Source organism: Streptomyces albiaxialis (assembly GCF_039530985.1).
GTDB classification, from domain to species: domain Bacteria; phylum Actinomycetota; class Actinomycetes; order Streptomycetales; family Streptomycetaceae; genus Streptomyces; species Streptomyces albiaxialis.
In genome coordinates this window covers 266232-292582 of record NZ_BAAAPE010000001.1, presented here as the reverse complement: position 1 = coordinate 292582, position 26351 = coordinate 266232, and the positions used below count along the sequence as shown (strand labels likewise).

21 protein-coding genes and 1 tRNA gene are annotated in these 26351 nt (G+C 72.6%); 7 read left to right on the top strand and 15 right to left on the bottom strand.

Translation table 11 applies throughout. The features are described from left to right. Positions 1 to 102 precede the first annotated feature (102 nt). The 6 genes from ABD343_RS01320 to ABD343_RS01295 all read right to left on the bottom strand — a co-directional run bounded on the left by ABD343_RS01320 (position 103) and on the right by ABD343_RS01295 (position 5383). Complete coding sequence (locus ABD343_RS01320; protein ID WP_344523033.1) at positions 103 to 474, bottom strand: peptidase inhibitor family I36 protein; 372 nt, start codon at positions 472 to 474, stop codon at positions 103 to 105. Between the two features lie 1048 nt (positions 475 to 1522). Then, positions 1523 to 1595 (bottom strand) — tRNA-Arg (locus ABD343_RS01315). Between the two features lie 63 nt (positions 1596 to 1658). Next, a complete protein-coding gene (locus ABD343_RS01310) occupies positions 1659 to 2315 on the bottom strand; it encodes a TetR/AcrR family transcriptional regulator (RefSeq protein WP_344523031.1) in 657 nt (218 codons plus the stop codon). 38 nt (positions 2316 to 2353) lie between these two features. Continuing rightward, positions 2354 to 3862 carry an MDR family MFS transporter gene (locus ABD343_RS01305; RefSeq protein WP_344524324.1) on the bottom strand — a complete coding sequence of 503 codons (1509 nt, stop codon included), beginning with the start codon at positions 3860 to 3862 and terminating at the stop codon, positions 2354 to 2356. A gap of 28 nt (positions 3863 to 3890) precedes the next feature. Then, positions 3891 to 4625, bottom strand: coding sequence for a DUF3159 domain-containing protein (locus ABD343_RS01300; protein ID WP_344523029.1), 735 nt, complete (start codon positions 4623 to 4625; stop codon positions 3891 to 3893). 275 nt (positions 4626 to 4900) lie between these two features. Then, positions 4901 to 5383: a TIGR02611 family protein gene (locus tag ABD343_RS01295; protein WP_344523027.1), complete on the bottom strand. Its 483-nt coding sequence runs from the start codon at positions 5381 to 5383 to the stop codon at positions 4901 to 4903. A gap of 306 nt (positions 5384 to 5689) precedes the next feature. Between ABD343_RS01295 and ABD343_RS01290 the strand changes: the two genes are divergently transcribed. From ABD343_RS01290 to ABD343_RS01280, 3 genes are all read left to right on the top strand, one after another. Next, a complete protein-coding gene (locus ABD343_RS01290; protein ID WP_344523025.1) occupies positions 5690 to 7891 on the top strand; it encodes a PEP/pyruvate-binding domain-containing protein in 2202 nt (733 codons plus the stop codon). Continuing rightward, a complete protein-coding gene (locus ABD343_RS01285) occupies positions 7888 to 8925 on the top strand; it encodes a hypothetical protein (protein ID WP_344523023.1) in 1038 nt (345 codons plus the stop codon). Before ABD343_RS01290 ends, ABD343_RS01285 begins: the two co-directional genes overlap by 4 nt. A gap of 108 nt (positions 8926 to 9033) precedes the next feature. Continuing rightward, positions 9034 to 9744: a protein tyrosine phosphatase family protein gene (locus ABD343_RS01280; protein WP_344523021.1), complete on the top strand. Its 711-nt coding sequence runs from the start codon at positions 9034 to 9036 to the stop codon at positions 9742 to 9744. Between the two features lie 21 nt (positions 9745 to 9765). Here the strand turns inward: ABD343_RS01280 and ABD343_RS01275 are convergent, their stop codons facing one another. Then, complete coding sequence (locus ABD343_RS01275; RefSeq protein WP_344523019.1) at positions 9766 to 11607, bottom strand: glycoside hydrolase family 3 protein; 1842 nt, start codon at positions 11605 to 11607, stop codon at positions 9766 to 9768. 348 nt (positions 11608 to 11955) lie between these two features. Between ABD343_RS01275 and ABD343_RS01270 the strand changes: the two genes are divergently transcribed. The 3 genes from ABD343_RS01270 to ABD343_RS01260 all read left to right on the top strand — a co-directional run bounded on the left by ABD343_RS01270 (position 11956) and on the right by ABD343_RS01260 (position 15940). Beyond that, entirely contained in the window at positions 11956 to 12624 is a 669-nt protein-coding gene (locus tag ABD343_RS01270; protein ID WP_344523017.1) for a TetR/AcrR family transcriptional regulator, read from the top strand. 325 nt (positions 12625 to 12949) lie between these two features. Further along, positions 12950 to 14503, top strand: coding sequence for an MFS transporter (locus tag ABD343_RS01265; RefSeq protein WP_344523015.1), 1554 nt, complete (start codon positions 12950 to 12952; stop codon positions 14501 to 14503). A 420-nt stretch (positions 14504 to 14923) separates the two neighbouring features. Continuing rightward, positions 14924 to 15940, top strand: coding sequence for a sigma-70 family RNA polymerase sigma factor (locus ABD343_RS01260; protein ID WP_344523013.1), 1017 nt, complete (start codon positions 14924 to 14926; stop codon positions 15938 to 15940). Between the two features lie 307 nt (positions 15941 to 16247). On the opposite strand, the gene ABD343_RS01255 is transcribed toward ABD343_RS01260, so the two are convergent. The 4 genes from ABD343_RS01255 to ABD343_RS01240 form a co-directional block, all read right to left on the bottom strand. Then, positions 16248 to 18482 (bottom strand): PTS fructose transporter subunit IIABC, encoded by a 2235-nt coding sequence (locus ABD343_RS01255; RefSeq protein WP_344523011.1) that lies wholly within the window; start codon positions 18480 to 18482, stop codon positions 16248 to 16250. Further along, positions 18482 to 19540 (bottom strand): 1-phosphofructokinase, encoded by a 1059-nt coding sequence (pfkB, locus tag ABD343_RS01250; RefSeq protein WP_344523009.1) that lies wholly within the window; start codon positions 19538 to 19540, stop codon positions 18482 to 18484. Before pfkB ends, ABD343_RS01255 begins: the two co-directional genes overlap by 1 nt. A gap of 170 nt (positions 19541 to 19710) precedes the next feature. Continuing rightward, positions 19711 to 20472, bottom strand: coding sequence for a DeoR/GlpR family DNA-binding transcription regulator (locus ABD343_RS01245; RefSeq protein WP_344523007.1), 762 nt, complete (start codon positions 20470 to 20472; stop codon positions 19711 to 19713). A gap of 281 nt (positions 20473 to 20753) precedes the next feature. After that, positions 20754 to 21827 carry a P1 family peptidase gene (locus ABD343_RS01240; protein WP_344523005.1) on the bottom strand — a complete coding sequence of 358 codons (1074 nt, stop codon included), beginning with the start codon at positions 21825 to 21827 and terminating at the stop codon, positions 20754 to 20756. Positions 21828 to 21874: 47 nt separating this feature from the next. On the opposite strand from ABD343_RS01240, the gene ABD343_RS01235 reads away from it, so the two are divergent. After that, entirely contained in the window at positions 21875 to 22084 is a 210-nt protein-coding gene (locus tag ABD343_RS01235; protein ID WP_344523003.1) for a hypothetical protein, read from the top strand. Positions 22085 to 22223: 139 nt separating this feature from the next. Here ABD343_RS01235 and mscL read toward each other — a convergent pair whose 3' ends face one another. The 4 genes from mscL to ABD343_RS01215 all read right to left on the bottom strand — a co-directional run bounded on the left by mscL (position 22224) and on the right by ABD343_RS01215 (position 26233). Then, positions 22224 to 22763: a large conductance mechanosensitive channel protein MscL gene (gene mscL, locus ABD343_RS01230; RefSeq protein WP_344523001.1), complete on the bottom strand. Its 540-nt coding sequence runs from the start codon at positions 22761 to 22763 to the stop codon at positions 22224 to 22226. Between the two features lie 829 nt (positions 22764 to 23592). Next, positions 23593 to 24438 (bottom strand): S-methyl-5'-thioadenosine phosphorylase, encoded by an 846-nt coding sequence (locus tag ABD343_RS01225; protein WP_344523000.1) that lies wholly within the window; start codon positions 24436 to 24438, stop codon positions 23593 to 23595. 48 nt (positions 24439 to 24486) lie between these two features. After that, a complete protein-coding gene (locus tag ABD343_RS01220) occupies positions 24487 to 24870 on the bottom strand; it encodes an FmdB family zinc ribbon protein (RefSeq protein WP_344522998.1) in 384 nt (127 codons plus the stop codon). 67 nt (positions 24871 to 24937) lie between these two features. Continuing rightward, entirely contained in the window at positions 24938 to 26233 is a 1296-nt protein-coding gene (locus ABD343_RS01215) for an MFS transporter (protein WP_344522996.1), read from the bottom strand. Positions 26234 to 26351 lie beyond the last annotated feature (118 nt).

Below are 26351 nucleotides of genomic sequence, written 5' to 3'. Positions count from 1 at the left end.
GGACAGTCCGCCCCTCCGCCACGCCCCCGTCCACCTGATGCCCGAACTCCACGGGGCTCAGGCTAACGGGGGCCACAGGAACCGATGCCGGGGCCCGGCACGCTATGCCCTCTTGTAGCTGTGCGGTATGAAGCCGGTCAGGATCGGAATGTTGCTCAGCGTCTTGCGGGACTTGAAGGTGAACCTGCCGGTCGAACGGCACCTGCTGTCGGAGTAGTACCGGACAGGGACGCGGTGCCTGTTGACCACCGACTTCACGGTGAGCGAGTGGTAACAGACCCCCGGGTTGAGCCCCGACGTGAGCTTCCTCCCCGTGTAGTTGTACCCCGTCCACGTACAGATGTTGGAGGTGCAGGAGGGAGCCGCAAGCGCCCCCTCCGACACGGGATCCGTCACCCGCACCGGCTCCGCTTGCGCCGACGCCGCGCCGGGGGCGGCGAGAAGCCCCGACGCCGCGACGACCAGGACGGCCATTCCGAGTTGACGTCCCATAGCTTCGCTTCCTCGCTCTCAGTCCGATGAAGGAGAGCCGGGGCCGCACCACGGATCCGCAGCGGACGGCTCGGCTCCCGTACTCCTGCGTGACGAGACAGCCCGGCGATATGTGACACCCGGAACGGCGCTCAGAGCTGATGTCGCAGCGGGAGGCACCGATGAGCGCCAACCGCTGGCACCGCGTTCCCTTCTCTCCGCGCGGGGCACCCTCATCGAGCCGCCACCCGATCACCCCACCCGGGCACCGTCGCTGGCCCTGGGGGGCATCGGGCGCAAGCTGCCCTCCGGGCCCATGACGCAGAGCACCGCGTACTTCTCATGGCCCTTCCGCTGCGCCTCACGCCGGGCGGCGGCCTCTTCATCGGCGCACTCGTCGTCTTCTTCGGCAAGCCGCGGTGCCGGGGGCCGCGAGGGCGCCCCGTCGCGGGATTCGCCGGACGAGGGATCATCGGGCTGAAGCGCGAGCGTGGCACCCCCACCCGCGACGCACATCGCCAGCCACACTCCGCCGATCCACGCCCATCCGCGCACCGTGCGCGACACGAATCACCCCCAAGTCCCGTACCCCCGAAGGCAGTCTGCCACCGAACGAGGGCTCCTCATGCCCGAAGGGGGCCGTTCCATGGCCAAGCCCGTCGTGGACGCCGACCACCACGAACGCAACCACAAGGGTGCTCGGGGCCACCCTGGGGGTGCGGCACCTGCCGCCCCGACTCGCAGCTCGGCGGTCAGGCTCCGTTCCCGGAGCCGCGCCCCCACGCGCAGGCCCCGCCGTCGCTCTCCGGCGGGTACACGATGTCAGTGCGGTGCCCATGGCCCCAAGCGCTAGGTGTGAGCGCATGGGCGCCACCGGCATGACGTCGGCGGGCGGCAGTGCGTCGGACTCCACGGCAGCTTGTACTGCGACCGCACCGTTGACCCGGTCATCTTGTCCGAGATCGCCGACGCGGCGCAGGCATGCCGAACATGCGGAAGGGCCCGCGGCCAGAATGGCCGCGGGCCCTTACCGACGTACAGATGCCGTACGTGCCCCCGGCAGGATTCGAACCTGCGACACCCGCTTTAGGAGAGCGGTGCTCTATCCCCTGAGCTACGGAGGCGGGGGTCGGCCCCGAAGGGTGACTCAGGACAGGTTAGCGGATGGGGGAGGGGGACGGTGCCGGTCAGGGGGTGATGGGGTCTCCGATGGTGTTGCCGGTGGCGTTGCGGATGGCCTGGGCCACGCGGTGGGGGGCGTCGGCGAATTCGCGGGGGTCGGTGCCGTTCAGGAGGGCGGTGCCGATGTCCTCGTTGATGACCCGCAGCGCGGCCGAGGCGGCCGCGGCGTGGAGGCGGACCTGGAGGTCGTCGGCGGGGAGCTTGAGGCGGGCGGAGAGGTATCCGGCCAGTTCGCGTTCTACCTGGTCGCAGGCCATGAGCCAGGCGGTGCGGATGGCCGGTTCGCGGTCGGCGAGGTTGATCATCTTTATGGCGAGGCCGTCGTCGGCCCGGTCGGCGTCGGTGGCCTCGCGGGCGTACCGCCGCGTCTCCTCGATGAGGTGATCTTCGAGGGAGAGCTCCGGGGGCCAGTTGCGGAGCATGGACATCTCCCACTCCACGCCCTTGGTCACGATGGGCTCGGCGCAGCTCTCCTTGCTGCGGAAGTGGCGCCAGATGGTGCGGGTGGACAGGCCGACCGCCTCGGCGATCTGGTCGCCGCTGGTGCCGTCCACGCCCTGCTGCCAGAACAGGCGGGCGGCTTCCCGTGAGATCTCCAGCCGCAGGCGGCGGCGGCGTTCGTCGCTCATTCCGCTGCGCTTGGTCGAGGCCGCGCCCGCCATCTCCACTCCCCGCTCGTGTCAGGTCAGCACATCAAGTGTCATAGTGGCAGTAAGTGACGCGCCGAGTCATCTCGGGCCCCTTGGTCGGCCTCCGCCCCCTTCTCCCCCTCCTCCGCCGCCAGCCGTTCCGTGCTCGTCGTCGTCTTGAGCGGCGTCTCCCGGAGGAACAGCACCGCGAGCAGCGCCAGCAGCGCGAAGGGCGTGGCCCAGAGGAAGAGGTCGGCGGTTGCCGTTCCGTACGCCTGAGCCGTGTCGCCGCCGCCGGGTGCCGCCGGCTCGGCGGTGACGCGGTGGGCCAGGAGCGCGCCGAGGACGCTCGTGCCGATCGTGCCGCCCATGCTGCGGGAGAAGGAGAGGACGGAGGTCGCGCTGCCGAGGTCGGCGGCGCGTACGTCGTTCTGGGCGGCGAGGACCAGGTTCTGGGCGAGCATGCCGACGCCCGTGCCGAGGACCGCCATGAAGAGGCTCAGCGGGACGACGGACGTGTCGGCGTCGATGGTGGCCAGCAGGGCGAGACCGGTGGTCATGAGCGCGGCGCCCGCGACGAGGTACCGCTTCCACCGGCCCGTCGCGCTGACGAGCCGCCCCGTGACGGTGGAGGCGAGGAGCGAGCCCAGGACCAGGGGCAGGCTCATCAGGCCCGCGACGGTGGGGGACTTGCCCAGGGCCACCTGGAAGAACTGGGAGAGGAAGACGGTGCCGCCGAAGAGGGCCACGCCCACGAGCAGCGAGGCGACGGTCGTGAGTGCCACGGTGCGGTGACGGAAGACGTCCAGCGGTACGACCGGCTCCGGCACCCTGGCCTCGACGCGGAGGGCCGCCGCCAGCAGCAGCGTGCCGGAGCCGGTGAGGGCGGCGGTCTGCCAGGACGCCCAGGGGAAGTGCTTGCCCGCCAGCGAGACCCAGATGAGCAGCGCGCTCACGCCGCCCACGATCAGGAACGCGCCGAGGTAGTCGATCCGCACGTCGCGGCGCCGTACGTGCGGCAGGTCGAGGGTGCGCTGGAGCAGCGCGATGGCCAGCAGGGCGAACGGGACGCCGAGGAAGAAGCACCAGCGCCAGCCGAGCCACGGGGTGTCCACCAGGACGCCGCCGATCAGCGGCCCGGCGACGGTGGCGCTGGTGAAGACGGCACCGAAGACGCCGTTGTACCGGCCCAGTTCGCGCGGCGGGATGACGGCCGCCATCACGACCTGGGCCAGCGCCGTCAGCCCGCCCGCCCCCACGCCCTGTACGACGCGACTGGAGATCAGCGTCTCCACGTTCTGCGAGAAACCGGCCAGGAGCGAGCCGACGACGTACAGGACGAGGGAGAGCTGGACGAGCGGCTTCTTGTCGAAGAGGTCGGCGAGCTTGCCCCACAGCGGCACCGTCGCGGTCATGGCCAGCAGTTCCGCGGTGATGACCCAGGTGTAGGCGGACTGACCGGCGCCGAGGTCGGCGGTGATGCGGGGGAGTGCGTTGGAGACGACCGTTCCGGCGAGGACGGCGACGAAGAGGCCGAGCACCAGTCCGGAGACCGTCTGGAGCACCTGGCGGCGGGACATCGTTCCCTCGGTCATGACGTCCGGCCCGTCAGGAGCGGGCAGCGGGACCGGCGCCGGTCCCGGTGGCGGTCCCGGTGGCGGGGCCGGTGGGCAGCAGGCCTACGGCCTTCAGGCGCCTGTTCGAGCAGCGGGCGGCCCAGGCGACGACCAGGAGCGCGAGGCCCAGCAGCGGGTAGCCCATCAGGATCTTGGCCATGCCGAGCGAGTTGACGTCGTCGGACTCGTAGAGCGCGTACTGGACGACGAAGCGGGCGCCGAAGACCGCGGCCAGGGTCAGGGTGGCGACGTCGTAGTAGAAGCGCGAGCGCTTGTCCGCGCGCCAGAGGGTGCCCTTGCCCGTGGCCGAGTTCCAGATCACCCCCGCGAGGGGCCAACGGGCGGCCACGGAGAGGAGGAAGAGGACGGCGCCGCCCAGGCTCGCCCAGATGCCGATGAGGAAGTAGTCCTTGGCGGAACCCGTGTACCAGGAGACGCCGGCGGCGACCGCGACGCCGAACACGCCGCCGAGCGCGGGCTGGAGCGACTCCTTGCGCCACAGCCGCTCCACGCCGATGCCCAGCGCGACGGCGAAGGCGGCGATGACCGCGGACCTCAGCCCGCGGGCGTTGTTGACGAGGACGAACGCGACGACGGGGATCGCGGAGTAGACGAGCCCCTTGGTGCCGCCGATCTGTTCGAGGGTCGTCGGCCGCTTCGGGCGCCCGCCTGCCGCCGGGGCCTGCTGCCCGTCGTCCGCCGTCTGCTGGGGGTGCGTGGAGTTCATGGTGATCAGCTCCTTCGGGATTGCCGTGCGGTGGTGCCGACACTGATGTCGATGCGTCACTAAATGACAGCGTGTCATTTAGTGACGAAGCTCGGCTACCCCGGATCGTGTGAGGTGGATCACAACTCCTGTGCTCGCGGCCCGAATTGGGCACAAAAGTGCCGCGACGGGCGGTGGGTGCCCGTCGCGGCTCTCAAGTGCGGTGTGGTGGCGGCCGGTTGCGGTGCTTAAGGGGGATCTGGGGGAGTTGGGGGAGTCCCCGTGGACGCGGCGGCTCAGCGGTCGATGCCCCAGGGCATGACGAGGCCGTACTTCCACAGGTACGCCGACAGCAGTGCGCCGCAGATCACGAGGCCGACCGTGGTCAGAGCGATGTTCCGGCGGCGTACGCGCGGGTCCAGGGCGCGCTGGGCGGCCTCGGTGACCTTGCGCTTCGTCCAGCGCAGGACGAGCTGGGCCCAGATGAACTCGGTGGCCCAGACCGCCATGCCCGCGAAGATCACCAGCCAGCCGGGCCCCGGCAGCGGCAGCATGATGATCCCGGCGACGACGATGGCGAGGCCGACCAGGAAGACCCCGGCCTGCCAGCCGAGGTGCAGCGTCCGGGAGCGCTTGATGAACTCCGGCGCCTTCGACCCCAGCGGCTTCTCGTCCTCCCCCTGGTCCTCGGGGTCGGCGGGCTTGGCGCCCTCCGACAGCTCCTTGGGCTCTATGGGCTCCGGAGGCTTGGGGGCTCGCTCGTCACTGTCGCTTTCCATCTGGTTCACCACGTCGGATCAATCCCTTGCTGGCTGCGCGTGCTGCGCTGGGTTGCTGTCGCACTTGTCACTTCGTGACGCCGCCGACAGGGTCACAGGTTGCGTATGAGCGAGGGAATGCGCGGGGTGGTCGCTCCGATACGCGCGGCGGCCGCCCCGGAGGGTGCCCGGCCGTCGCCCCGGAGGGTAGCCCGGCGGTCAACCCGGAGGGTACGCGGAGCGTCCTCGATGCTGGAGACGTCCGGGTAGGGCCGCGTAGGGGGTGATGTGTCCCCTGTGCCGCCGTACGGGCGGAAGGGGGCCGGCGTGGAACCTGACCTGTTGTCCGTCGTGTCGCTCAGGGACCGGCGCGCGGTGGATCCGGGGCTGACCGGGGCGAAGGCCGCCGCGCTCGCGCGCTCGGCCGCGGCCGGGCTGCCCGTGCTGCCGGGGTTCGCCGTGCTGCCGCGGCGGCTGCCCCGCGCTGAGGGCGGGGGCGTGCTGCGCGCGGCCTGGCGCGAGGTGAGCCGGGGCGGGACGCGGCCCGTGGTCGTACGGTCGTCGTTCGCGGGGGAGGACACGGCCGCCTCGTCGATGGCGGGGCAGTTCGAGACCGTGCTGGACGTGCGGGGGTGGGAGGAGTTCCTCCGCGCCGTCGGGACCGTCTTCGCCTCCGGGGAGGGGCGCGAGGGCGCCGTGCTCGTGCAGCCCATGCTGCGCGCGGCGGCGGGCGGCGTCGTGTTCGGCGTGGACCCCGTCGGCGGCCGGACCGACCGGGTGCTGGTGAGCGCCGTACGGGGCGGCCCCGACCGGCTCGTCGCCGGGAGCGTACGCGGGGCGCTCTACAAACTCACCCCGCGCGGACGCGTCGTCGCGTGCCCGAAGGACGAGCCTGGCCCCCTGCGGCGAGCCCAGCTCTGGCGGCTGGCGCGGCTCGCGCGGCGCACCCGGGAGCTGTTCGACGGGCCGCAGGACATGGAATTCGGGTTCGGCCGGGACGGCACGCTGTGGCTCCTCCAGTCCCGGCCCGTCACCGCCGCGGCACCCCCGGTGCCGCGCGGCGCGCGGCTGCGGGGGCCGGGGCCCGTCGCGGAGACGTTCCCGCAGCCCCTCCAGCCGCTGGAGGAGGACCTGTGGGTCGCGCCCATGGCGCACGGGCTCACGCTCGCGCTCGACATCGCCGGTGCCGCGCCCCGCCGTACGCTGCGCACGGTGCCGCCGGTCACGACCGTCGACGGGCGGGCCGCCGCCGACCTGCGGCTGCTCGGCGTCGCGCCGCACCCGCACCCCGTCCTCGACCTCGTGAACCCCGCGCCCGGCTTCCGCCGTGCCCGCGCCGCCTGGCGGGTCGGACGGCTGCGCGCCGCGCTGCCCGGGCTCGCGACGGACCTGACCGCCGACACCGACCGGCAGCTCGCCGCGTTCGCGCCGCCCGCGCGGATGCCCGGCGGCCTGCTCCTGACGGCGCTCGCCTGGGGCCGGTCCGCGCTGTCCGCGCTGCACGCGCAGGAGTCCCTCGCGGGCGCCCTGCTCGGCCCCGGCAACGGCGTGACCGGCGCCTCCGAGGCCCTCGCCGTGCTCGCGGAGGGACGGCGGCGCGGCCTCGACGACCGCACGCTGCTCGTACGGAACCCGGTGCTCCTCTCGCTCGTACCGCCGTCGCTGGGGGACGACGGGGCGGTGGCGGCCGGACTTCCCCTCGGGACCGGCGGGCCGTCCCGGTGGACCGGCGTGCCGCGCGGGGTCGGCGCGCTGCCCGCGCGGGAGGCGCTGCGGCTGCGCGTGCGGTGGGTGCAGGAGATGCAGGCCGTCATGGCACGGGAGCTGGCCGCGCGGCTGTACGCGGACGGCGTGCTCGACGACCCCGCGCGGCTCGCGCTGCTGCGCTGGGACGAACTGCTGGAGTGTGCCCGTACGGGCACACTCCCCGACGGTTTCGAGGCCCGCGCGCCGCGCCCGTGGACGCCGCCGCTGCCCGCCGCGTTCCGGCTGGCGGAGGGGCGGCCGGTCGCGGAGCGCGTCCGTACGGCCGGGGGCGACGGCGTGGGCGGCGCCGAGAGCGCGGGCGAGGGAGCGGGCGGGGGCACCGGCGTCGGGACCGTATGGGACGGAGCGGGAGCCGTATGGGACGGAGCGGGAGGGGAACCGCCGGAGCGTGCCGTGCTCGTCGTACGAACGCTCGACCCCGCGCTCGCCGCCGTGCTGCCCCGGCTCGCCGGGCTGGTCGCCGAGACGGGCAGCCCGCTCTCGCATCTCGCGGTGCTCGCCCGGGAGCACGGCGTACCGACCGTCGTCGGCGTGCCCGGCGCGAGGGAACGGTTCCTGCCCGGCACACGGGTATCCGTGGACGGGAGCGCGGGCACGGTCGAGATCCTTGCCCCGAGGGCGGACACGAACACGGACACGGACACGAACACGGTCGCGGAGCCCGCTGTCGTGGCCCCGACGCCCCCCGCCCCCGGGGCCACGAAGGAGACCCCGCCACCGGCCCAGAACCCGCCCCCGGCCGAGACGGTGGGCGTGCCGTGAAGTACCTCAGCCTCCTCCTCGGCTTCGCCGCCGCCGCGGGCGCGGCCGTCTATCTCGTCGTCTACCTCTATCGCTGGGAGTGGCAGCGCGCCCTGCTCTCCGGGACGCTGCTGCTCGCCATCGAGGGCGTGCTCGTCTGCACGGTCCTGCTGCTGCGCCTCGACCGGCTGGAGCGGCACGTCGCGGAGCTGAGGGAGGGCCGGGCCGGTCACGACCCGTACGCCGACGTCCGGCACCGCCTCGACGGCGCCAGGGAATCGGAGTCCGGCGTGCCCGACGGCCGCCCCACGGGCCCCTTCGCCTGGCTGAACGCGCTCGCCGGGCCGGAGGACGGAGGCGGCAAGGGGGAGCGTACGGGGGAGCGTACGTACGTGTTCGTGCCCGTGCTCGTCGTCGCGGGGGCGGCGCTGTCCGGCATCGCCTGGGTCGTCCAGAAGATCGCCCACGCGACGGGACGCGGCGCCGACCGCCGCCTCGCCGGGCGGCTGGTGGGCCTGACGGCGCCGCCGCTGCCCGCCGACGCGCAGGCCGTACGGCTGGAGGACCGTCCCGCCGTCGCCCCGCGGAACCCCCGGCGGTTCGTGGGCGGCGTGCTCGCGGTCGCGCTCGCGGCCGTGCTGCTGCCGTTCGGGTACGACCGGCTCGCGGACGCCACCCAGACCCGCGACGAGGACCGCCCGGCGCGCACGGCCGCCACGACGGTGGTCTTCCGCGTCGACGTACGGCGCGGAGACGACTCACGCCCCGGGGAAGCCGGAGGAGGCGGAGGCGGTGGTGGAGGTGGAGGTGGAGGTGGAGGTGCCGCAAGCGCCGTCCGCCTTGCCGCGCAGGGACTGTGGGAGCAGTGCCGCGGCTCCACCTCGGCCCGCCTGGAGCACGCGCCGCTGAGCCGTCTCGAACGGAACGTCTACGCCGGCGTCGTACGCCCCGGACTCTCCCCGCACAATCTGATGCGGCTGCGCGGCTGTCTGACGGACGTACGCCAGGACCGGGCGACGGCCCGCGTGCTGGGGGAGGGCCAGGCGGTCCGCTGACGCCGCGAACTCCCGTACGGGGGAGCGGATTCGCGGGCGTACCCGGGACGCGGCGCGCCCGTCCGCCTACCCTGGCAGTATCCGCTCCCTCTCCTGAGGCGCCGCGACATGCCCCCAGCGCATCGCTCCTTATCCCGCTTCCCTCACTTCCCCCGCCTCCCTCCCCTCCCGCCGCGCGTCCGCAGGCCCCTCAAGGTGCTCGGCTTCTGCGTGCTCGGCTACGCCCTGCTGTGGGGCGCCGGTGCGCTCGGGATGCTCGGGCTCTCCCTCTGGGCCCGGCACGACGGCCGTACGGACGGCGAGACGGTCGCCGGGATCCGGCACTTCCAGCGCGTCGACGACGGCCTGTGGCGCGGCTCGGCGCCCGGCCCCTCCGGATACCGCGAACTCGCCGCGCGCGGCGTCGTCACCGTGGTCGACCTGCGCGCCGAGGACCTGACGCCCCGCCAGCTCGCCGGGCCCGAGGAGGCGGGGCTGCGCACGGTCCGTATCCCTGTCCGGGACGGCCAGACGCCGACGGCGGACCAGTCGAACGCGTTCCTGAGAGTTGTCCTGGAGTCGGACGGGCCGGTGTTCGTGCACTGCGGCGCGGGCGTCGGGCGTACGGGCTCGATGGCCGCCGCGTATCTCGTCCGCACCGGGCAGACCGACGGGCGGCAGGCGGCGCTGCGGATGCTCGCGGTCGGCCCGCCCTCGGTCGAGCAGGTGTACTACGCCCTCCGGCTCACGCCCCACGACGCGGGCCAGCCCCCGGCCCTCGTCGAATGGACGAGCCGCGCCCTGGACGCCCCGCGCAGGATCCGCGCGGCGGCGAACTGAGCGCGGCGGCCGCCCCGGTCCTCAGTAGCGCAGCCCGTGCCCGTACGGGTAGAGCGCGCGGTTCGGGTCCTCCAGGTTGGGGATGGCGACGGGGAGCTTGCCGGACGGGTTGACGTCGCCGTAGACGGCGCGGGCGACGGCGGCCATGGACGGGGCGCCGTAGGAGTACGTCGTCAGATACGCCGGGATCCCGGGGAAGCGCCGGATGTCGTACGGGTTGCGGACCGCGACGGCGACGACCTTCGTGCCGGTGGCCCGCAGCGCCTCGACGAGCTTGGCCTGCGCGGCGCCGTCCTCCTTGGCCGCCGCGGCGGCGTTGGCGAGGACGAGGACGACGTCGTGCTCGCGGGCCGCCGCCGCGGCCGCCTCGATCTTGGCGGCGGTCGGCACGGCGCCCGTTTCGAGCGCGGTGCTCTGCTGGCCCGGACGTTCGGCCACGGCCTTCGCGAGCGCGGCGACGGGGGCCGGGCCCCAGCCGGTGACCAGCACCTTGTGCGCGCCGTCGGCGAGCGGGAGGACGCCGCCCTCGTTCCGGATCAGGGTGACCGTACGCTCGGTGATCGCCCGGGCGTCCGCGAGATGGCGCCGGTTGCCGACCGTGCGGACGGCGCGCTCCTCGTTCACGTACGGGGAGGTGAAGATGCCGCGGCGCAGCTTGTGTTCGAGGACGCGGACGACGGAGGCGTTCAGCCGGTCCTCGGAGATCGCGCCCGAACGGACGGCCTTCAGCACCGCTGCGAACGCCGTGTCCAGCTTCGGCGCGAGGACGAGCTGGTCGCAGCCCGCCTGCAGCGCGCGTACGGGCGCGACGTCCGGCGGGAAGTCGCCCGTCGCGCCGCCCATGTCCAGCGCGTCCGTCGCGATGACCCCGTCGAAGCCCAGCTCCTCGCGCAGCAGTCCGGTGACGATCGGGCGCGACATGGTCGCCGGGACCTTGGTCGCGTCGAGCGCGGGGACCACGATGTGCGCGGTCATGATCGTGTCGACGCCGTTCTTGATCGCCGCCCGGAACGGCGGCAGGTCGATGCGGTCCAGCTCCTCCCGCGTGTGCGTGATCTCGGGGAGCCCGGTGTGGCTGTCGACGTCCGTGTCGCCGTGGCCCGGGAAGTGCTTGGCCGCGCTCGCGACGTCGCCCCGGTGGTAGCCGCGTACGGCCGTGGACACCAGTTCGGAGCAGAGCTGGGTGTCCGAGCCGAAGGAGCGCACGCCGATGACGGGGTTGCCCGGGTTGATGTTCACGTCGGCGCACGGCGCGTAGTTCTGGTTGATGCCGACGGCGTCCAGCTCCGTGCCGATGATCTCGGCGGAGCGGCGCACGTCGTGCGCGGAACGGGAGGCCGCGAGCGCCATGTTGCCGGGGAGCTGGGTGGCGGGCTCCAGCATCCGGTAGACGACGCTGCCGCCCTCCTGGTCGATGGAGACCAGGAGCGGGATACGGGCCCCGCCGCCGCGCGGGTGCAGGGCGGCGCGCTGAAGGCCGTTGGAGAGGCGGGCGATCTGCCGGGGCTCGCGCACGTTGTCGGGGCCGCGGCGCGCGTCGAAGTAGATGACGCCGCCCGGACGGTACTTGGCGACGATCTCGGCCGGCGTGCCGACCCCGTACAGCTCGCGGTTCTTCGCGTGCTCGGTGTCGGCGGCCTGCCCGTAGATCTCGACGACGAAGAGCTGGCCGACCTTTTCCTCCAGCGACATGGAGCGGGCCAGCTTCGTCGCGCGGCGGTAGGAGGCCCGGCTCGCGCGGTCGCCGGACGCGGGGCTTCCGGACCCCGGCGTCCCGGCCGAGGCGGCGGCCGGGACGCCCATCGCGGCCGCGGCTCCCGCCACGGTGGCGATGACACGTCTACGAGAGGTGTGCTGCTGCATCAGAACGCGCTCCTCACAGGGCTCGCTGGTCTCACAGGGCTCAACGGGTGGGCGAAGCGTAGGAGAAGACAGTAGGAAGACAGCACATGCTCGCAGCGAGGTCCGTGCCGGGCCAGATGCCACGCGGGCCTTCATCGGTCTGGTCCAGTGGCGGTCCGGACGCGCGCGGGCACCGGTTCGTGCCCGTGAGGCGCCTGTGGGCGTCTGTGAGGCGCCTGTGAGGCGAGTCACATCGCTCAGGGGAAATAACCGGGGAGCGCGTCCCCGTTTACGAAGGCGTCTCCACGAAGCGGGGAGTGATTCCCCGATTGGCAGCGAGACCCACGAAGGCGACCTGAGGAGCGGGACATGGGCAGCGCGACACGTACGGCGAACGCGACGGGCGCGAGCGTGCCCAGGTCGCGCGCCGATGCCGCCCGTAACCGCGAGCGGATCCTCGCCGCGGCGCGCGAGGCGTTCGTCGTCCACGGCCCCGAGGCCCCGCTGGACGAGATAGCCCGCTCGGCCGGCGTGGGGAACGCGACCGTCTACCGGCACTTTCCCGACCGCGACGCCCTGGTCCACGGAGTCGTGCTCTCCGTGACCGAGCGGATCGCCGAGCGGGCCCGGGAGGCGATGGAAGAGGAGGAGTCGCCCTTCGAGGCGCTCCGTCGATACGTGCGCGGGGCAGCGGAGGAGCGCATCGGGGCGCTCTGCCCGATGATCTCCGAGCGCTTCGACCGCGCCGACCCGGCGCTCGACGCGGCAGCCACCCGCGTCGAGGACCTTACGCGGCTGCTGCTGGAGCGGGCGCAGGAGGCGGGCGAGGTCCGTACCGACATCGGCGTCGGCGACGTGACCGTCGCGCTCAGCCAGCTCACCAGGCCGCTGCCGGGAGTGGCCACCCAGGGGCTCGCCCCCTTCGCCGAGCGCCATGTGCGGCTCTATCTGGACGGGCTGCGCGCCCCGGCGAAGTCCGAACTGCCCGGTCAGCCCGCGACCTTGGAGGATCTGCGGCAGCAGCACTGCCGATCGTGACCCAGTGACGTGATGCGACGTGACGTGAGATGGCGGGCCCGGCGCCGATCGGGCGGCGCCGACCGATGAATCCCGGCTCTTCGCCGAGTCTTCACTTCCGAGCCCCATGACCTCCGGGGCGTCCGACGCCGACGGCGCCTGTGATGCCCCTCGAATATCAGTTGCGCCGACCTCGGCTTCCGGTGTTTCTGGTGTTGCTGCCGAGGCCGACCGGGCTCGCGAGACCTCCCATTGATCCCTACCGACCACCGCCGGGGCAACGACGCCCCTCTTGCGCGGACATAACCAACTTTTTACCGAACCGCACCGTGAGGTAGACCCACCCATGCCTGAATCCACCGCCACGGCGGCCGCCGGTACGGCCTCCGGACTCGACCCCAGACGATGGAAGGCGCTCGCCTTCATCGCGATCGCCCAGCTCATGGTCGTGCTCGACGCGACCATCGTGAACATCGCGCTGCCCTCGGCCCAGTCCGACCTGGGCATCTCCGACGCCAACAGGCAGTGGGTGATCACCGCTTACGCCCTGGCCTTCGGTGGTCTGCTGCTCTTCGGCGGACGCATATCCGACCTGTGGGGACGCAAGCGCGCGTTCACCACGGGACTCGTCGGCTTCGCCGCGGCCTCCGCGCTCGGTGGCGCCGCGGCCAACGAGGCGATGCTGCTCGGCGCCCGTGCCCTCCAGGGCGCGTTCGGCGCGCTGCTCGCCCCGGCGGCCCTCTCGCTGCTGGCGGTGATGTTCACCGACGGCAAGGAGCGCGCCAAGGCCTTCGGTATCTACGGCGCCATCGCGGGCGGCGGCGGCGCCGTCGGCCTGATCCTCGGCGGCGTGCTCACCGAGTACATGGACTGGCGCTGGACCTTCTTCGTGAACATCCCCTTCGCCGTGGTCGCGGCGATCGGCGCCGTCCTCGTCATCCGCGAGCCCGCCGCCACGAAGAACCGTTCCTCGCTCGACATCCCCGGCGTCGTCCTCTCGACCCTGGGCCTGGTCGCGCTCGTCTACGGCTTCACCCGCGCGGAGAGCGAGGGCTGGTCCGAGGGCGGCACCATCGCGATGTTCGTCGCGGCCGTCGTGCTGCTCGCCGCGTTCGCGCTCACCGAGGCCAAGGTGAAGGCCCCGCTGCTGCCGCTGCGCGTCGTCACCGACCGGAACAGGGGCGGTGCCTACCTCTCGCTGGGCCTCGCGGTCATCGCGATGTTCGGGCTGTTCCTCTTCCTGACGTACTACCTCCAGATCGTGAAGGACTTCTCGCCGGTCAAGACCGGTCTCGCCTTCCTTCCGATGATCGCGGGCATGATCACCGGCTCGACCCAGATCGGCGCCCGGCTGATGACCCGCGTGCCGCCGCGGATGCTGATGGTGCCCGGCTTCGTGGTCGCCGCGGCGGGCATGCTGCTGCTCACCCGGCTGGAGATCGACAGCTCCTACCCGGCGCTGATCCTGCCCGCGCTGCTGCTGCTCGGCCTGGGTATGGGCACGGCGTTCATGCCCGCGATGTCCCTGGCCACGCACGGCGTGCGGCCCAGCGACGCGGGCGTGGCCTCCGCGATGGTCAACACCTCGCAGCAGGTCGGCGGCGCCATCGGCACCGCGCTGCTGAACACCATCGCGGCGAGCGCCACCACGGCGTACGCGAAGGACCACATCGCCGAGGTCACCTCGAAGCCCGCCGGCCAGCTCCTGAAGCTGGAGGCGATGGTGCACGGCTACACCTCCGCGATCTGGTGGGCGGTCGGCATCCTGCTGGTCTCCGCGGCGATCGCGGGCGTCTTCATCAGCGCGAAGGCGCAGGGCGGCGAGGCCCCGGCCCGCGCCGACGGCGAAGAGGGCGACGGCGTCGAGGACGCCGAGCCGGTGCTGGTGGCGATGCACTGATCCGTACTGATCCACCCGCCGTGATCTCCGCCGGGTTCCACTCGCGGTGATCCACTCACGGTGATGGCGCGGTAACGCACAAGAGAACGACCCCTGCCCCGGCAGGGGTCGTTCTCTTGCTCGCGCAACCAACGCGGGGCATGAACCGTCTACAAAGGTGAAAGGCGGCCAAGGGGGGCAGCCGACGGCTGTGAGGCGCCCATGACGGGCTTGATGCCGCTCCGACCAGCGTCTTAGCGCGGTCTGTCACCGTCTTCCCACTCGGGTGGTCGCACAGGGTACTGCATGATCCGAAAAATGATGAACGAGTTGGGAATTCTGTCCGGATTCCGGCCGTTGACATCTATGCAAGAAGGGCACTCGGGGAGTGTCCGGCTAGCCACCAGGCCAGTTTTGTAGACCACTCGCAAGGGAGCACGCATGGCAACCCGTGCCGTCGCCCGTCGTCATGAGACCACGACCGGTGTCTCTGACACGGCAAGCAGTGTTCGCGCCGCAGGCAGCGAAGTCGCGGACCGCGACCTGGTCGGCATGTATCTCGATGAGATCGCCCGCACCCCGCTGCTCGACGCGGCGAAGGAAGTCGAGCTCTCGCTCGCGATAGAGGCAGGCGTCTACGCCCGGCGGATACTCGACGGGCTGGAGGAGCCCGTGGCGGAGGACTCGCCCAGCGCCACCGCCAGCCGCGAGGAGCTGGAGGCGGTCGTCGCCGAGGGCGAGCGCGCCAAGGACGTCTTCATCAGGTCCAACCTGCGTCTCGTGGTCGCCGTCGCCAGGCGCTATCCCCGAAGCGGCCTGCCGCTGCTCGACCTGATCCAGGAGGGCAACGCGGGCCTGGTCCGCGCGGTGGAGAAGTTCGACTACACCAAGGGCTTCAAGTTCTCCACGTACGCGACGTGGTGGATCCGTCAGGCCATCACCCGCTCCATCGCGGACCAGTCGCGCACGATCCGGCTCCCCGTCCACCTCGTGGAGGAGCTGGGCCGCATCCGCCGCGTCCAGCGCGAGTTCAACCGGGAGAACGGGCGCGAGCCCGAGCCCGAGGAGATCGCCGCCGAGCTGAGCTCCACGCCGGAGCGCGTCACCGACGTCCTGGACTGGGCCCGCGACCCGGTCAGCCTGAACATGTCGGTGGACGACGAGGGTGAGACCCAGTTCGGCGACCTGCTGGAGGACACCTCGGCCGCCTCGCCGGAGCAGTCGGTGCTCACCGTGCTGCGCCGCGAGGAGCTGGACGACCTCATCGGCAGGCTGGACCCCCGCACCGCCTCCATCATCAAGGCGCGGTACGGGATGGTGGACGGCCGCGAGCGCACCCTCACCGAGGTCGGCAAGCAGCACGGCCTCACCCGCGAGCGGATCCGCCAGATCGAGAAGCACGCCCTGCTGGAGCTGAAGAAGATGGCCCACGACACGGGCTTCGACGAGGCGGCGTAACCGCCCTTCCCCGGGCGGGACCCCACCCGCCCCCACAGACGAGCCCCGGTGCCCTCCCCCGAGCACCGGGGCTCTTTCCGTCCGCGAGCGCACGTACGGGCGTGTGCGTACGGGCGTGTGCGTACGGATGTGTGTGTACGGGCGTGTGCGTACGGATGTGTGTCTACGGGCCTGTGGCGTACGGGCGTGTGCGTACGGAGACATGCGGTGCGGGCCCATGCGTCGGCGCCCGTACGCGTCCCGTACGGGCGTCGACGCGGTGGTCGTGCCGCGGGAGCGGCGGGGGAGGGGCGGGAGCGGGCGCCGCCTACGTCGCGGCCGGAACCCGGGAGCCGTCGCCCGGTGCCGCCCCGGCGCCCTTGGCGGAACGGCCGCCGCCCGAGCCCTCGACCGCACCGGCGGCCGAATCCGCCCCGGGCTCGGCTCCGGACTCCGACCCGGAGCCCGGCCCGGGGCCCGATCCCGGCCGCCCGGGCGCCTTCCGCGCACTCTTCAGCAGCACCGTGAGGGCGGCCGTGACCACCGTCCCGGCCGCGACGGCGACCAGGTACAGCAGCGGCGAACCGATCAGCGGCACCACGAAGACGCCGCCGTGCGGGGCCCGCAGCGTGCTGCCGAAGGCCATCGTCAGGGAACCGGTGACGGCGCCGCCCGCCATCGAGGCGGGTATGACGCGCAGCGGGTCGGCGGCGGCGAAGGGGATCGCGCCCTCCGTGATGAACGAGGCGCCCAGCACCCAGGCCGCCTTTCCGTTCTCCCGCTCCGTCCTGTCGAAGAGCCTGCCGCGCACGGTCGTGGCCAGCGCCATGCCGAGCGGCGGGACCATGCCCGCGCCCATCGCGGCGGCCATCACCATCAGGCTCCCGTTGCCGGGGTCGGCACTGGCGATGCCGCCGGTGGCGAAGGCGTACGCCACCTTGTTGACCGGGCCGCCGAGGTCGAAGCACATCATCAGGCCGATGAGCAGGCCCAGCAGCACGGCGTTGGTCCCCGACAGACCGCCGAGCCAGTCGGTCATGGCCTTCTGCGCGGTGGCGATCGGCTTGCCGATCACGACGAACATCAGCGCGCCGACCACCGCCGAAGAGATCAACGGAATGACGACCACCGGCATGATGCCGCGCAGCACCGGCGGTATCCGCACCCGCTGAATCGCCATCACGACCGCACCCGCGAGAAGTCCCGCGGCGAGGCCGCCGAGGAAGCCCGCCTCGATCTTCACGGCGATGGCCCCGCCCACGAACCCGGGCACGAGGCCGGGGCGGTCGGCCATGCCGTAGGCGATGTACCCGGCGAGAACGGGGACGAGGAAGCTGAACGCGAGCCCCCCGATCTGGTTCAGCAACGCGGCCCAGCTCTCCAGCTCGCCCCACACGAAGTGGTCGGCTACGGGCTTCGCGTCGGCGATCTCGTAGCCCCCGAGCGCGAAGGAGAGCGCGATGAGCAGACCGCCCGCGGCGACGAACGGGACCATGTAGCTCACGCCGGTCATCAGCCACGTGCGCAGCCGCGTCCCGAACCCGTCACCGGCCTCACCCGCCCTGCTCATGGGGGAGGACCCACGGGACCCGCCGGACCCACCGGAACCGCCTGACGCGCCGGACGCCCCCGCGGGGTCGGAGACCTCGCCGCGCTCGGCCTTGTCCCGCGCCTCGGCGATCAGTTCCGCCGGCCGGTTGATCGCCGCCTTCACGCCGACGTCGACGGTGGGCTTGCCCGCGAACCGCTCCTTCTCCCTGACCTCCACGTCATGGGCGAGCACCACGGCGTCGGCCGCCGCGATCACGGCGGGGTCGATCCGGGTGAACCCGGCGGAGCCCTGCGTCTCCACCGCGATCTCCACGGACAGCTCTTCCTCCCCTGCCGCGCGCTCCAGGGACTCAGCCGCCATATAGGTGTGCGCGATCCCGGTCGGACAGGAGGTGACGGCGACAATCCGAAAGGCCCGCGCGCCCTCCCCACCGTCCCCCTCGGAATCGGATCCGGATTCGGAATCGGGGCCGGGGCCGGAGTCGGAGACGGGTCCGGAGCCAGAGTTGGATCCGGATCCGGAATCGGGGCCGGAATCCGGAGTGGCGTCGCCCGGCCGGTCCCCGGCCCGGACATCGCCCCGCAGCAGGGCCGCGACGTGCTCCGCGTCCCCGGCCGCGCGCAGCTCTCCCGTGAACGTCTCGTCCATCAGGTGCCGTGCCAGCGAGGACAGGATGGTCAGATGGTCGCTGTCGGCGCCGTCCGGCGCGGCGATCAGGAAGACGAGGTCGGCCGGACCGTCGGGGGCGCCGAAGTCCACCGGCTCGGCCGCGCGCCCGAACGCCAGCGTCGGCTCCGTGACATGGGCGCTGCGGCAGTGCGGAATGCCGATCCCGCCCTCCAGCCCAGTCGGCATCTGCGCCTCGCGCGCGGCCACGTCGGAGAGGAACCCCTCCAGGTCGGTGACCCGGCCCGACGCGACCATCCGCTCGGCGAGCGAACGCGCCGCCTCGTCCTTCGTAGCGGCTCTCAGGCCGAGATCGACCAGGTCCGCCGTGATCAACTGGCTCATCACACGACTCCGTTGGCGTTGTGGGACAGGGGGTGGGGGAGAGCGGGGGTCGGCCCGGAGGGGACGGGGGCCGAGGCAGGTGCCGGAGGAAGCGCGAGCGGAAGATCGACGGGAACGTCCGTGGTCACGGTCACCGCCTCGGGCCGCAGATCCCCGGGCACCGGCATCTGACTGCCAGGGAGCTGCACGGCGGCGGCCCCGTGCGCGACGGCCGACGCCAACGCCTCGGAACCGGTCCCGCCCGAGGCCAGCACCGTGAGAAAGCCCGCGAGCGAGGCATCGCCCGCGCCGACATCGCTGCGCACGACCTCGACGGGGGCGCTGGCGAACCGCGCCCCGTCGGCGTTCACCAGCAACTGTCCCGTCGCACCGAGGCTGGCCAGCACCGCGCCCGCACCCGCCGCGCGCACCTCCTCCGCGGCCTTGACCGCGTCGCCCACGGTGTCCAGCGGACGGCCGACGACCTCCGCCAGCTCCTCCGCGTTCGGCTTCACCACGTCGGGCCGTTCGGCCAGCGCCGCGGCCAGCGCGGGCCCCGAACTGTCGAGCGCCACCCGCACCCCGGCCTCCCGCGCCCGCGCCACCAGCGCCGCGTACCACTCGTCGGCCAGACCGCGCGGCAGGCTCCCGCAGCAGGCGAGCCAGGTCGCTCCCCGCTCCCCGGACCGCGCCCTGGCGGCCTCGACGGCGACGGTCTCCAGCAGCGCCCGCGACTCGTGCTCGCTCACCTCGGGGCCCGCCGCGTTGACCTTGGTGAGTGTGCCGTCGGGCTCCGCGAGGGCGACATTGACCCGCGTCGAGCCCCGCACCGGCACACCGGCCACGGCGATTCCCAGTTCGCCGAGCAGGCGGGAGAGCGACGCGCCCTCCGGCCCGCCGAGCGGCAGCACGGCCACGGTCCGGTGCCCGGCGGCCGCCACCGCCCGCGAGACGTTGACGCCCTTGCCGCCGGGATCGACCCGGTCACCGGCGGCCCGAAGCACCGCGCCCCGGCCGAGCCCTGGAATCTCGTACGTACGGTCGAGGCTGGGGTTGGGAGTGAGCGTGAGGACTGTCATACGGCGTGCTGTTCCAGACGTGCGGGGGAGGGGGAACGGGAGCGGAAACGTGGGAGGGGACGGGGGAAGCAGGGGAGCGGGAGCAAGGGACGGAGGGACGGGGGAGAGGGAGCGGGGAGGGGAGGGGAGCGGGCTGGACCGAGCCGCGCGCATCGGACATGCGGCGGCGGTCAGACGCGCTTGACCTCGGTCCCCAGGGCTTCGATGGCCCGCGCGTCCTCCGCGTCGAGCCCGGTGTCGGTGATGAGCAGATCGACGTGCGTCAGATCGCCGAACCGCGCGAAGTGCTCCTGCCCGAACTTCGTCGAGTCCGCCAGCAGCACGACCCTGCGTGCCGCGGCGACCTGCGCGCGCTTGACGGCGGCCTCCGCCAGGTCGGGCGTGGTGAGCCCGCCCTCCAGTGAGAAGCCGTTGGTGGCCAGGAACACGACATCCGCGTTGACCTCCCCGTACGCCCGCAGCGCCCACGCGTCCACGGCCGCCCTCGTCCGGTGCCGGACCCGGCCGCCCACGATGTGCAGCTCGATCCCCGGATGGTCGGCCAGCCGCGCGGCCGTGGGCAGCGCGTGCGTGACGACCGTCAGCGTGGCGTCCACCGGCAGGTCCGCGGCGAGCCGCGAGGTGGTGGAGCCCGCGTCCAGCAGGACGCTGCCCTCTGCCGGCACCTCGTCGATGGCGGCGCGGGCGATGCGGTCCTTCTCGTCGCTGGCGGCGGCCTCCCGCGCGCTCAGGTCGGGCTCGAAGTCGAGCTTCCCGGCCGGGATGGCCCCGCCGTGCACCCGGCGCACGAGCCCCGCCCGGTCGAGGGCCTTGAGGTCACGCCGCACGGTCTCGGCCGTGACGTCGAACTCTCCCGCCAGGGAGAGCACGTCCACCCGGCCCTCCGCGCGTGCGAGGCGGAGGATCGCTTGCTGACGCTCCGGTGCGTACATGTGGTTTCAGGTCCGTTCTATGCCCGATCCTGTGGTTCCTCCGGCAGGCTACGACTCGAAACCGGGTATGTAAACATGTTCGGGCGCCGAGATGGGCACAAACAGACATCCGCCACGAGGTGTGGCCCGTGACACGGGAGACCGGTCCCGCGACCTCCCAGGGGCCATCTGTGAGCGAGCTCCCAGCCGCGAGAGGCCAGGCTGCCGCACGGCTCCCGTACGGAAAGTCAGCCCTGGGCGGACCGTTAGCCCTGGGCGGACCGTCAGTCCCGGGCAGACCGTCAGTCCTGAGGCGACGGGCTGTCGTACAGATCCCGGTACGCCGGGAAGACCCCGCCCGGCCCGTCCACGCCCTCCGCCGCCCGCACGGCCTTCACCACGGACCGGGTCAGCACGTCCGCCCCCGCCGCCAGCAGGTCGTTGAACTCCGCGCCCTCCAGCGGCCGTTCCGCCGTCGACAACGCGAAGATCGTGTCCCCGTCGTGCATCAGATGGATGGGTCGGATCGCCCGCGCCAGCCCGTCGTGCCCGCTCCCCGCCAGGCGCTGCGCCTGGGGGCGGGTCAGCTCGGCGTCGGTCGCGAGCACCGCGAGAGTCGTGTTCAGCGTGGGCCGCAGCGTGCCAGCCCTGCGCCTGGCGGTCTCCTCCTTGGCCTCCGAGAGCAGCATCCGCGCTTCGGTGTGCTCGTCCTCCGAGGGGTAGTGCGGGCGTCCGCCCGTCAGCTCTCCGTAGAGCACCCCGGTCTCCGGGTCCGTGGCCGAACCCGCCGCGTTCACCGCCACCAGCGCCGCCACGACCGCGCCCGAGGCCAGCCGGGTGCTCGCCGTGCCGATCCCGCCCTTGAGCCCGCCGACGACAGCACCCGTCCCCGCGCCCACACAGCCCTCCGCCACAGGTGCGCCCGGTTCCGTACCCGCCGCGTCCTCCACGGCCTTCCTGCCCAGCGCCGCGTCCGGCCGGGCCTGCCAGCGCCCACCCCGCCCCAGGTCGAAGATCACCGCGGCCGGGACCACCGGCACCACCTGAGACGGGTCCGCGCCCACCGGAACGCCCCGCCCCTGCTCCTCCAGCCAGGCCATCACGCCCGACGCCGAGTCCAGGCCGAACGCGCTGCCGCCGGTGAGGACGACCGCGTGGATCCGCTCCACGACGTTCTTCGGGTCGAGGGCGTCCGTCTCCCGCGTCCCCGGGGCGCCGCCCCGGGAGTCCACTCCGGCCACGACCCCGGCGTCCGGGGCGAGCACGACCGTCGTCCCCGTCAGCCAGCCGTCGTCGGTCCGCTGCGCGTGGCCCACACGCAAGCCGCGTACATCCGTGAGGGCGTCGTGAACGCCGCAACCGTCGTGAGTATCCATGGGGCATGGATACCAGGGGGTCACCGCCGCGGTCGTACCCTTGACACATGAGCGCCAACTCGCAGCCCAGCGGCCCCACGGGAGACTCGCCGCGCGTCCCCGCGACGGGCCTCGTCTTCGACGATCCGCTGAGCCGACGGTCCGAGGACGACTCGGACCAAGGCTGGGGCGAGGGCGCGTCCGGCAGCCGTGCCGGGGAGGGCGGGGCGGCGGATCTCGCCCGCTTCCTCGACGAGAAGCCGCCACACCACATCTGAGCCCACGCCCGGCCGCACACCCGCGCCCACGACGGGCCGACTCGGAGCCACGACGGGCAGCCCCGGGGCCACCACGGACCTCCAGCCCGCCCGTAACGTGCCCGCCCGCACCGTGCCCGCCTCCCCCGCCTCGCTCGCGCTACTTCTCGGTGCTCACTCCACCGTTGCGCTGCGCCGTCACGGAGGCGTCGGCACCCACCACCTCGGCGGCGCCGTCCGAGTCCGTGCGCTGCGCGACGAGCGCGTCGCGGATCTCGCCGAGCAGCTCGACCTCGGTCTTCGGGACCTCCGCGGGGCCGGCCTTCGCGGCCTGCCGCTCCTTGTACTTGTTCATCGGCAGGATCATGAGGAAGTAGACGACCGCCGCCGTGATCACGAACGTCAGGGTGGCGCTGAGCACCGGGCCCCAGTTGAGGGCGACGCCCTTCGCCACCTCGCCGTCGGCATCGATCTCGCAGGGCCCCTTGAGGCACGAACGGTACTGGTCCAGGTCCTGGGTGCCGATCGCGCCCACGAGCGGGTTGATGAATCCCTTGACGATCGCGTCGACGATCTTGCTGAACGCCGTTCCGACAACGACGGCAACGGCCAGTTCGACCACGTTGCCCCGCATCAGGAACTCTCTGAACCCTGCCAGAACGCCCTTCTGCTCGCTCTCGGCACTTGTCTGGTTGCTCACCGAATTGCCTCTTCCAGGACCACTTGACTCTGCTGACGCTCCGGTCGCGCCGGAGGAGGCGAGGGATGAGGGGATCGCGAAGGCTCAGCACAGCGTCACCGCCAGCCTGGATGCCGCGGCAGCGCCCGCGAGGGCCGACGCCGTGCGCCGTGGCACAGTGACCACGATCAGCGCTCCCTCGGCTCCGTCGCCCGAGACAGTGTCGCCGGACTTCGGCACATCGGCCACTCGGACACTTCTGGCCACAACACGTGCAGGGCCGCTCGCCGATCCGCTCGCCAGCACATCAATACGGTCTCCGGGGCGCAGCAGGCGGACTGTCTCCGCGTCCGCGATACGCACGGGCGCGGTGACCTTTGTCACGCGTGGGCCCCGGGCTCGCTCCGGCGGCTCCTGCTCGTCGCTCCGCGGCGCGCCACGCGTCGGGGGAGAGGCGGCCATGGCCGCTGCGGCGACTGCCAGACCCAGCGCGACCAGCCGGCGCCGTCTGCGCATCAGCCGCCGCAGCCGGATCCCTCCGCGCCCGGCACGCACCGGAACGAAGTCCGGAACGGGCCCGGACGCGCGGAAACGCGGGGAAGTTCGGGACATGACGCTCACCACCAGCCCTCAGCACACGCACAACTGCCGCTCACCGCGGCCTGCCATGGCAAATGTGCGCGCTGCCGCCACATCCCGCTGATCTCGCCGGAAAACGGTGGACTACCCGGTGGTTGTGGATAACTCCGTCACCCGTGTGGGCGACGCGAGGAGCGGAAGGGAGGAAAAGGGAAGAGGGAGGGAGCGAGAGGAGGGCGAGGGAGCGAGAGGAGGGTGAGGGGGCGAGCCGTTACGGCAGCGTGAGCCCTGGCTCCTGGCCGCCCAGCGCGTCAGGACACGCACAGTGCCGCTCGTCGTTCGACGGCAGCTTGGTGACCGCGTCGAAGAGGACCTCGCGCAGCCGTCCCACGTTCTCGCCGAAGACCCGCAGCACCTCCTCGTGGGAGACGCCCTCGCCGGTCTCGGCGCCCGCGTCCAGGTCCGTCACGAGCGCGAGTGACGAATAGCACAGCTCAAGCTCGCGGGCGAGAATCGCCTCGGGGTGGCCCGTCATGCCGACGACGGCCCAGCCCTGCGCCGCGTGCCAGCGGGACTCGGCGCGGGTGGAGAAGCGCGGCCCTTCGACGACGCACATCGTGCCGCCGTCCACGGGCTCCCAGCCGTACTCCCGCGCGGCCTTGAGCGAGGCCTGCCGTCCCGTCTCGCAGTACGGGTCGGCGAAGGTCACGTGGACGATGTTCGGCACGGCTCCGTCGGGACGGGGCTCGCCGTCGAAGTACGTCTGCTGCCGCGACTTGGTGCGGTCCACGAGCTGGTCCGGCACGAGCAGCGTCCCGGGGCCGTACTTCGGCTGGAGGCCGCCGACGGCGCAGGGCGCGATGACCTGCCGGACCCCGACGGAGCGCAGCGCCCACAGGTTGGCGCGGTAGTTGATGCGGTGCGGCGACAGGTGGTGGCGGCGGCCGTGACGGGGCAGGAAGGCGATCCGCCGGCCGGCGATCTCACCGAGGAAGAGCGAGTCGCTCGGTTGCCCGTAAGGCGTTTCCACGGTGACCTCGGCCACATCGTCCAGGAAGGAGTAGAAGCCGGATCCGCCGATGACGCCGATCTCTGCCTGTGCGACCTGTTCGCTCATGCGGTCACCCTACGGCGCGAGCGCCGCAGGGGTACACGGCGGCCGTCGTCAGGCGGCGGAAGTGCTCGCCTTCGAGGGGGACTTGCTCTTCTCGCTCTTGCCGGACGAGCCGGAGGACTTCGTGTCCGAGGAGGACGACTTGGAGTCCGAGGAGGAGCCGGACGACGAGGAGGAGTCCGAGGACGAGGAAGACGAGGAGGACGACGAACCGTCACCGCTCCCGTTCTTCGCCGCCGGGGTGCTGCTCGACGAGGAGCTGCGGCTGTCGTTGCGGTAGAAGCCGGAGCCCTTGAAGACGATGCCGACGGCGGAGAAGACCTTCTTCAGACGGCCCTCGCAGTTCGGGCACACGGTCAGAGAGTCGTCCGTGAACTTCTGCACCACTTCGAGGCCCTCGCCGCACTCGGTGCACTGGTACTGATACGTCGGCACGTTCTTCCTCCTGGCACTCTCACTCGATGAGTGCTAACGACGCTCCATAGTGCAGTATTCCCGCGCCTCAGTCCACCGTGACGGCCGTCCGGTGACCGACCCCACGCGCCGCGACCCGGCCCCCGGCCGGGCGCGAGAGCGCCCTTCTGAAGGTCAGCAGGACGGCCAGGGCGAGGCCCGTGCCGAGCGCCGGCGCCAGGAATCCCGACTCCGCGCCCACCTGGTCGGCGAGCTGTCCGGCCACCGTCGAGCCCGCCGCCTGGCCCAGGGCGATAGCCCCGGTCAGCCAGGTGAAGGCCTCCGTACGGGCGCCCGCGGGGACCAGCGTCTCGACCAGGGTGAAGCAGGTGATCATGCAGGGCGCGACGCACAGCCCGGTCAGCGTGCCGAGCGCGCCCAGGAGTATCGCCCACGGTCCCAGTTGCGCGGCCACGGCGAGCGAGGCGGCGGCCAGGACGAGCACGGGGTAGCTGGTCAGCAGGCGGCTCTGCGGTCCGCGCTTCCACTGGACGGCGCCCACGATCACGGCGGCGATCATGTTGCCCCCGGCGAACGCGCCGTACATCAGGCCGTTGAGGCCCGGGTGCCCGATCGACTCGGTGAACGCGGTCAGCGAGATCTGCAGGCCGCCGAAGACCATGCCGATGCCGAGCATCGCCGCGATCAGCACCCGTACGCCCGGGACGGCCAGCGCCGAGGTCCGCGGCCCGTCGGCTCCGCCGGACTTCGACGGCTTGCCGTTCGGCACGGGCTGCGTACGGCGCTGGGCGGCGAAGGCGAGCCCGCCGAGCAGGAAGACCGACGCCTCGGCGATCAGCCCGGCGGCCGGGTGCACGCCGGTGCACAGCGCGGTGGCCAGTACGGGGCCGACGACGAACGTGAACTCGTCCGTGACCGACTCGAACGCGGCGGCGGTCGTCATCAGCGGCGACTGCTCCAGCCGCGCCGCCCATCGCGCCCGCACCATGGGGCTGATCTGCGGCGCCGTGGCACCGGCGGGCACGGCGGCGGCGAAGAGGGCCCACAGGGGCGCGTCCAGCAGCGCGACGGCGATCAGTGCGCCCACGGTCACCGCGTGCAGGAAGACCCCGGGCACCAGGACGGCGGCCTGGCCGAACCGGTCGGCGAGCTTGCCGCCCTGCGGGGACAGGAGGGCCATGGAGACGCCGGCCGTCGCGGAGACCGCGCCCGCCAGTCCGAAGGAGCCGGTGGTGTGCTCGACGAGCAGCACGATGCTGATGGTGAGCATCGCGTAGGGCTGTCGCGCCAGGAAACCGGGCAGCAGGAAGGACCAGGCGCCTTCCGTGCGCAGCAGTTGTCCGTAACCGGCACGCTGGGGTGCCGAGGTGGCCGGGGATGTCACGGCCGCGGGCCTTTCTGCCGCCTGGTGACGCGTCGGCGTACGGGAGAGGTACGCGCGCGCCGAGAGCTGTCCTCTCGCGCAGGACCGGGGTAGATACCCGGTCCGGAAAGGAGATGAG

Bases quoted from the DNA above. Each gene is read 5' to 3' on its own strand.
- ABD343_RS01275 (WP_344523019.1), bottom strand. From the start codon at position 11,607: ATGCAGCAGCACACCTCTCGTAGACGTGTCATCGCCACCGTGGCGGGA.
- pfkB (WP_344523009.1), bottom strand. From the start codon at position 19,540: ATGACAGTCCTCACGCTCACTCCCAACCCCAGCCTCGACCGTACGTAC.
- ABD343_RS01270 (WP_344523017.1), top strand. From the start codon at position 11,956: ATGGGCAGCGCGACACGTACGGCGAACGCGACGGGCGCGAGCGTGCCC.
- ABD343_RS01260 (WP_344523013.1), top strand. From the start codon at position 14,924: ATGGCAACCCGTGCCGTCGCCCGTCGTCATGAGACCACGACCGGTGTC.
- ABD343_RS01300 (WP_344523029.1), bottom strand. From the start codon at position 4,625: ATGAACTCCACGCACCCCCAGCAGACGGCGGACGACGGGCAGCAGGCC.
- ABD343_RS01310 (WP_344523031.1), bottom strand. From the start codon at position 2,315: ATGGCGGGCGCGGCCTCGACCAAGCGCAGCGGAATGAGCGACGAACGC.
- ABD343_RS01280 (WP_344523021.1), top strand. From the start codon at position 9,034: ATGCCCCCAGCGCATCGCTCCTTATCCCGCTTCCCTCACTTCCCCCGC.
- ABD343_RS01245 (WP_344523007.1), bottom strand. From the start codon at position 20,472: ATGTACGCACCGGAGCGTCAGCAAGCGATCCTCCGCCTCGCACGCGCG.
- ABD343_RS01305 (WP_344524324.1), bottom strand. From the start codon at position 3,862: ATGTCCCGCCGCCAGGTGCTCCAGACGGTCTCCGGACTGGTGCTCGGC.
- ABD343_RS01240 (WP_344523005.1), bottom strand. From the start codon at position 21,827: ATGGATACTCACGACGGTTGCGGCGTTCACGACGCCCTCACGGATGTA.
- ABD343_RS01320 (WP_344523033.1), bottom strand. From the start codon at position 474: ATGGCCGTCCTGGTCGTCGCGGCGTCGGGGCTTCTCGCCGCCCCCGGC.
- ABD343_RS01235 (WP_344523003.1), top strand. From the start codon at position 21,875: ATGAGCGCCAACTCGCAGCCCAGCGGCCCCACGGGAGACTCGCCGCGC.
- ABD343_RS01255 (WP_344523011.1), bottom strand. From the start codon at position 18,482: ATGAGCCAGTTGATCACGGCGGACCTGGTCGATCTCGGCCTGAGAGCC.
- ABD343_RS01265 (WP_344523015.1), top strand. From the start codon at position 12,950: ATGCCTGAATCCACCGCCACGGCGGCCGCCGGTACGGCCTCCGGACTC.
- ABD343_RS01225 (WP_344523000.1), bottom strand. From the start codon at position 24,438: ATGAGCGAACAGGTCGCACAGGCAGAGATCGGCGTCATCGGCGGATCC.
- ABD343_RS01295 (WP_344523027.1), bottom strand. From the start codon at position 5,383: ATGGAAAGCGACAGTGACGAGCGAGCCCCCAAGCCTCCGGAGCCCATA.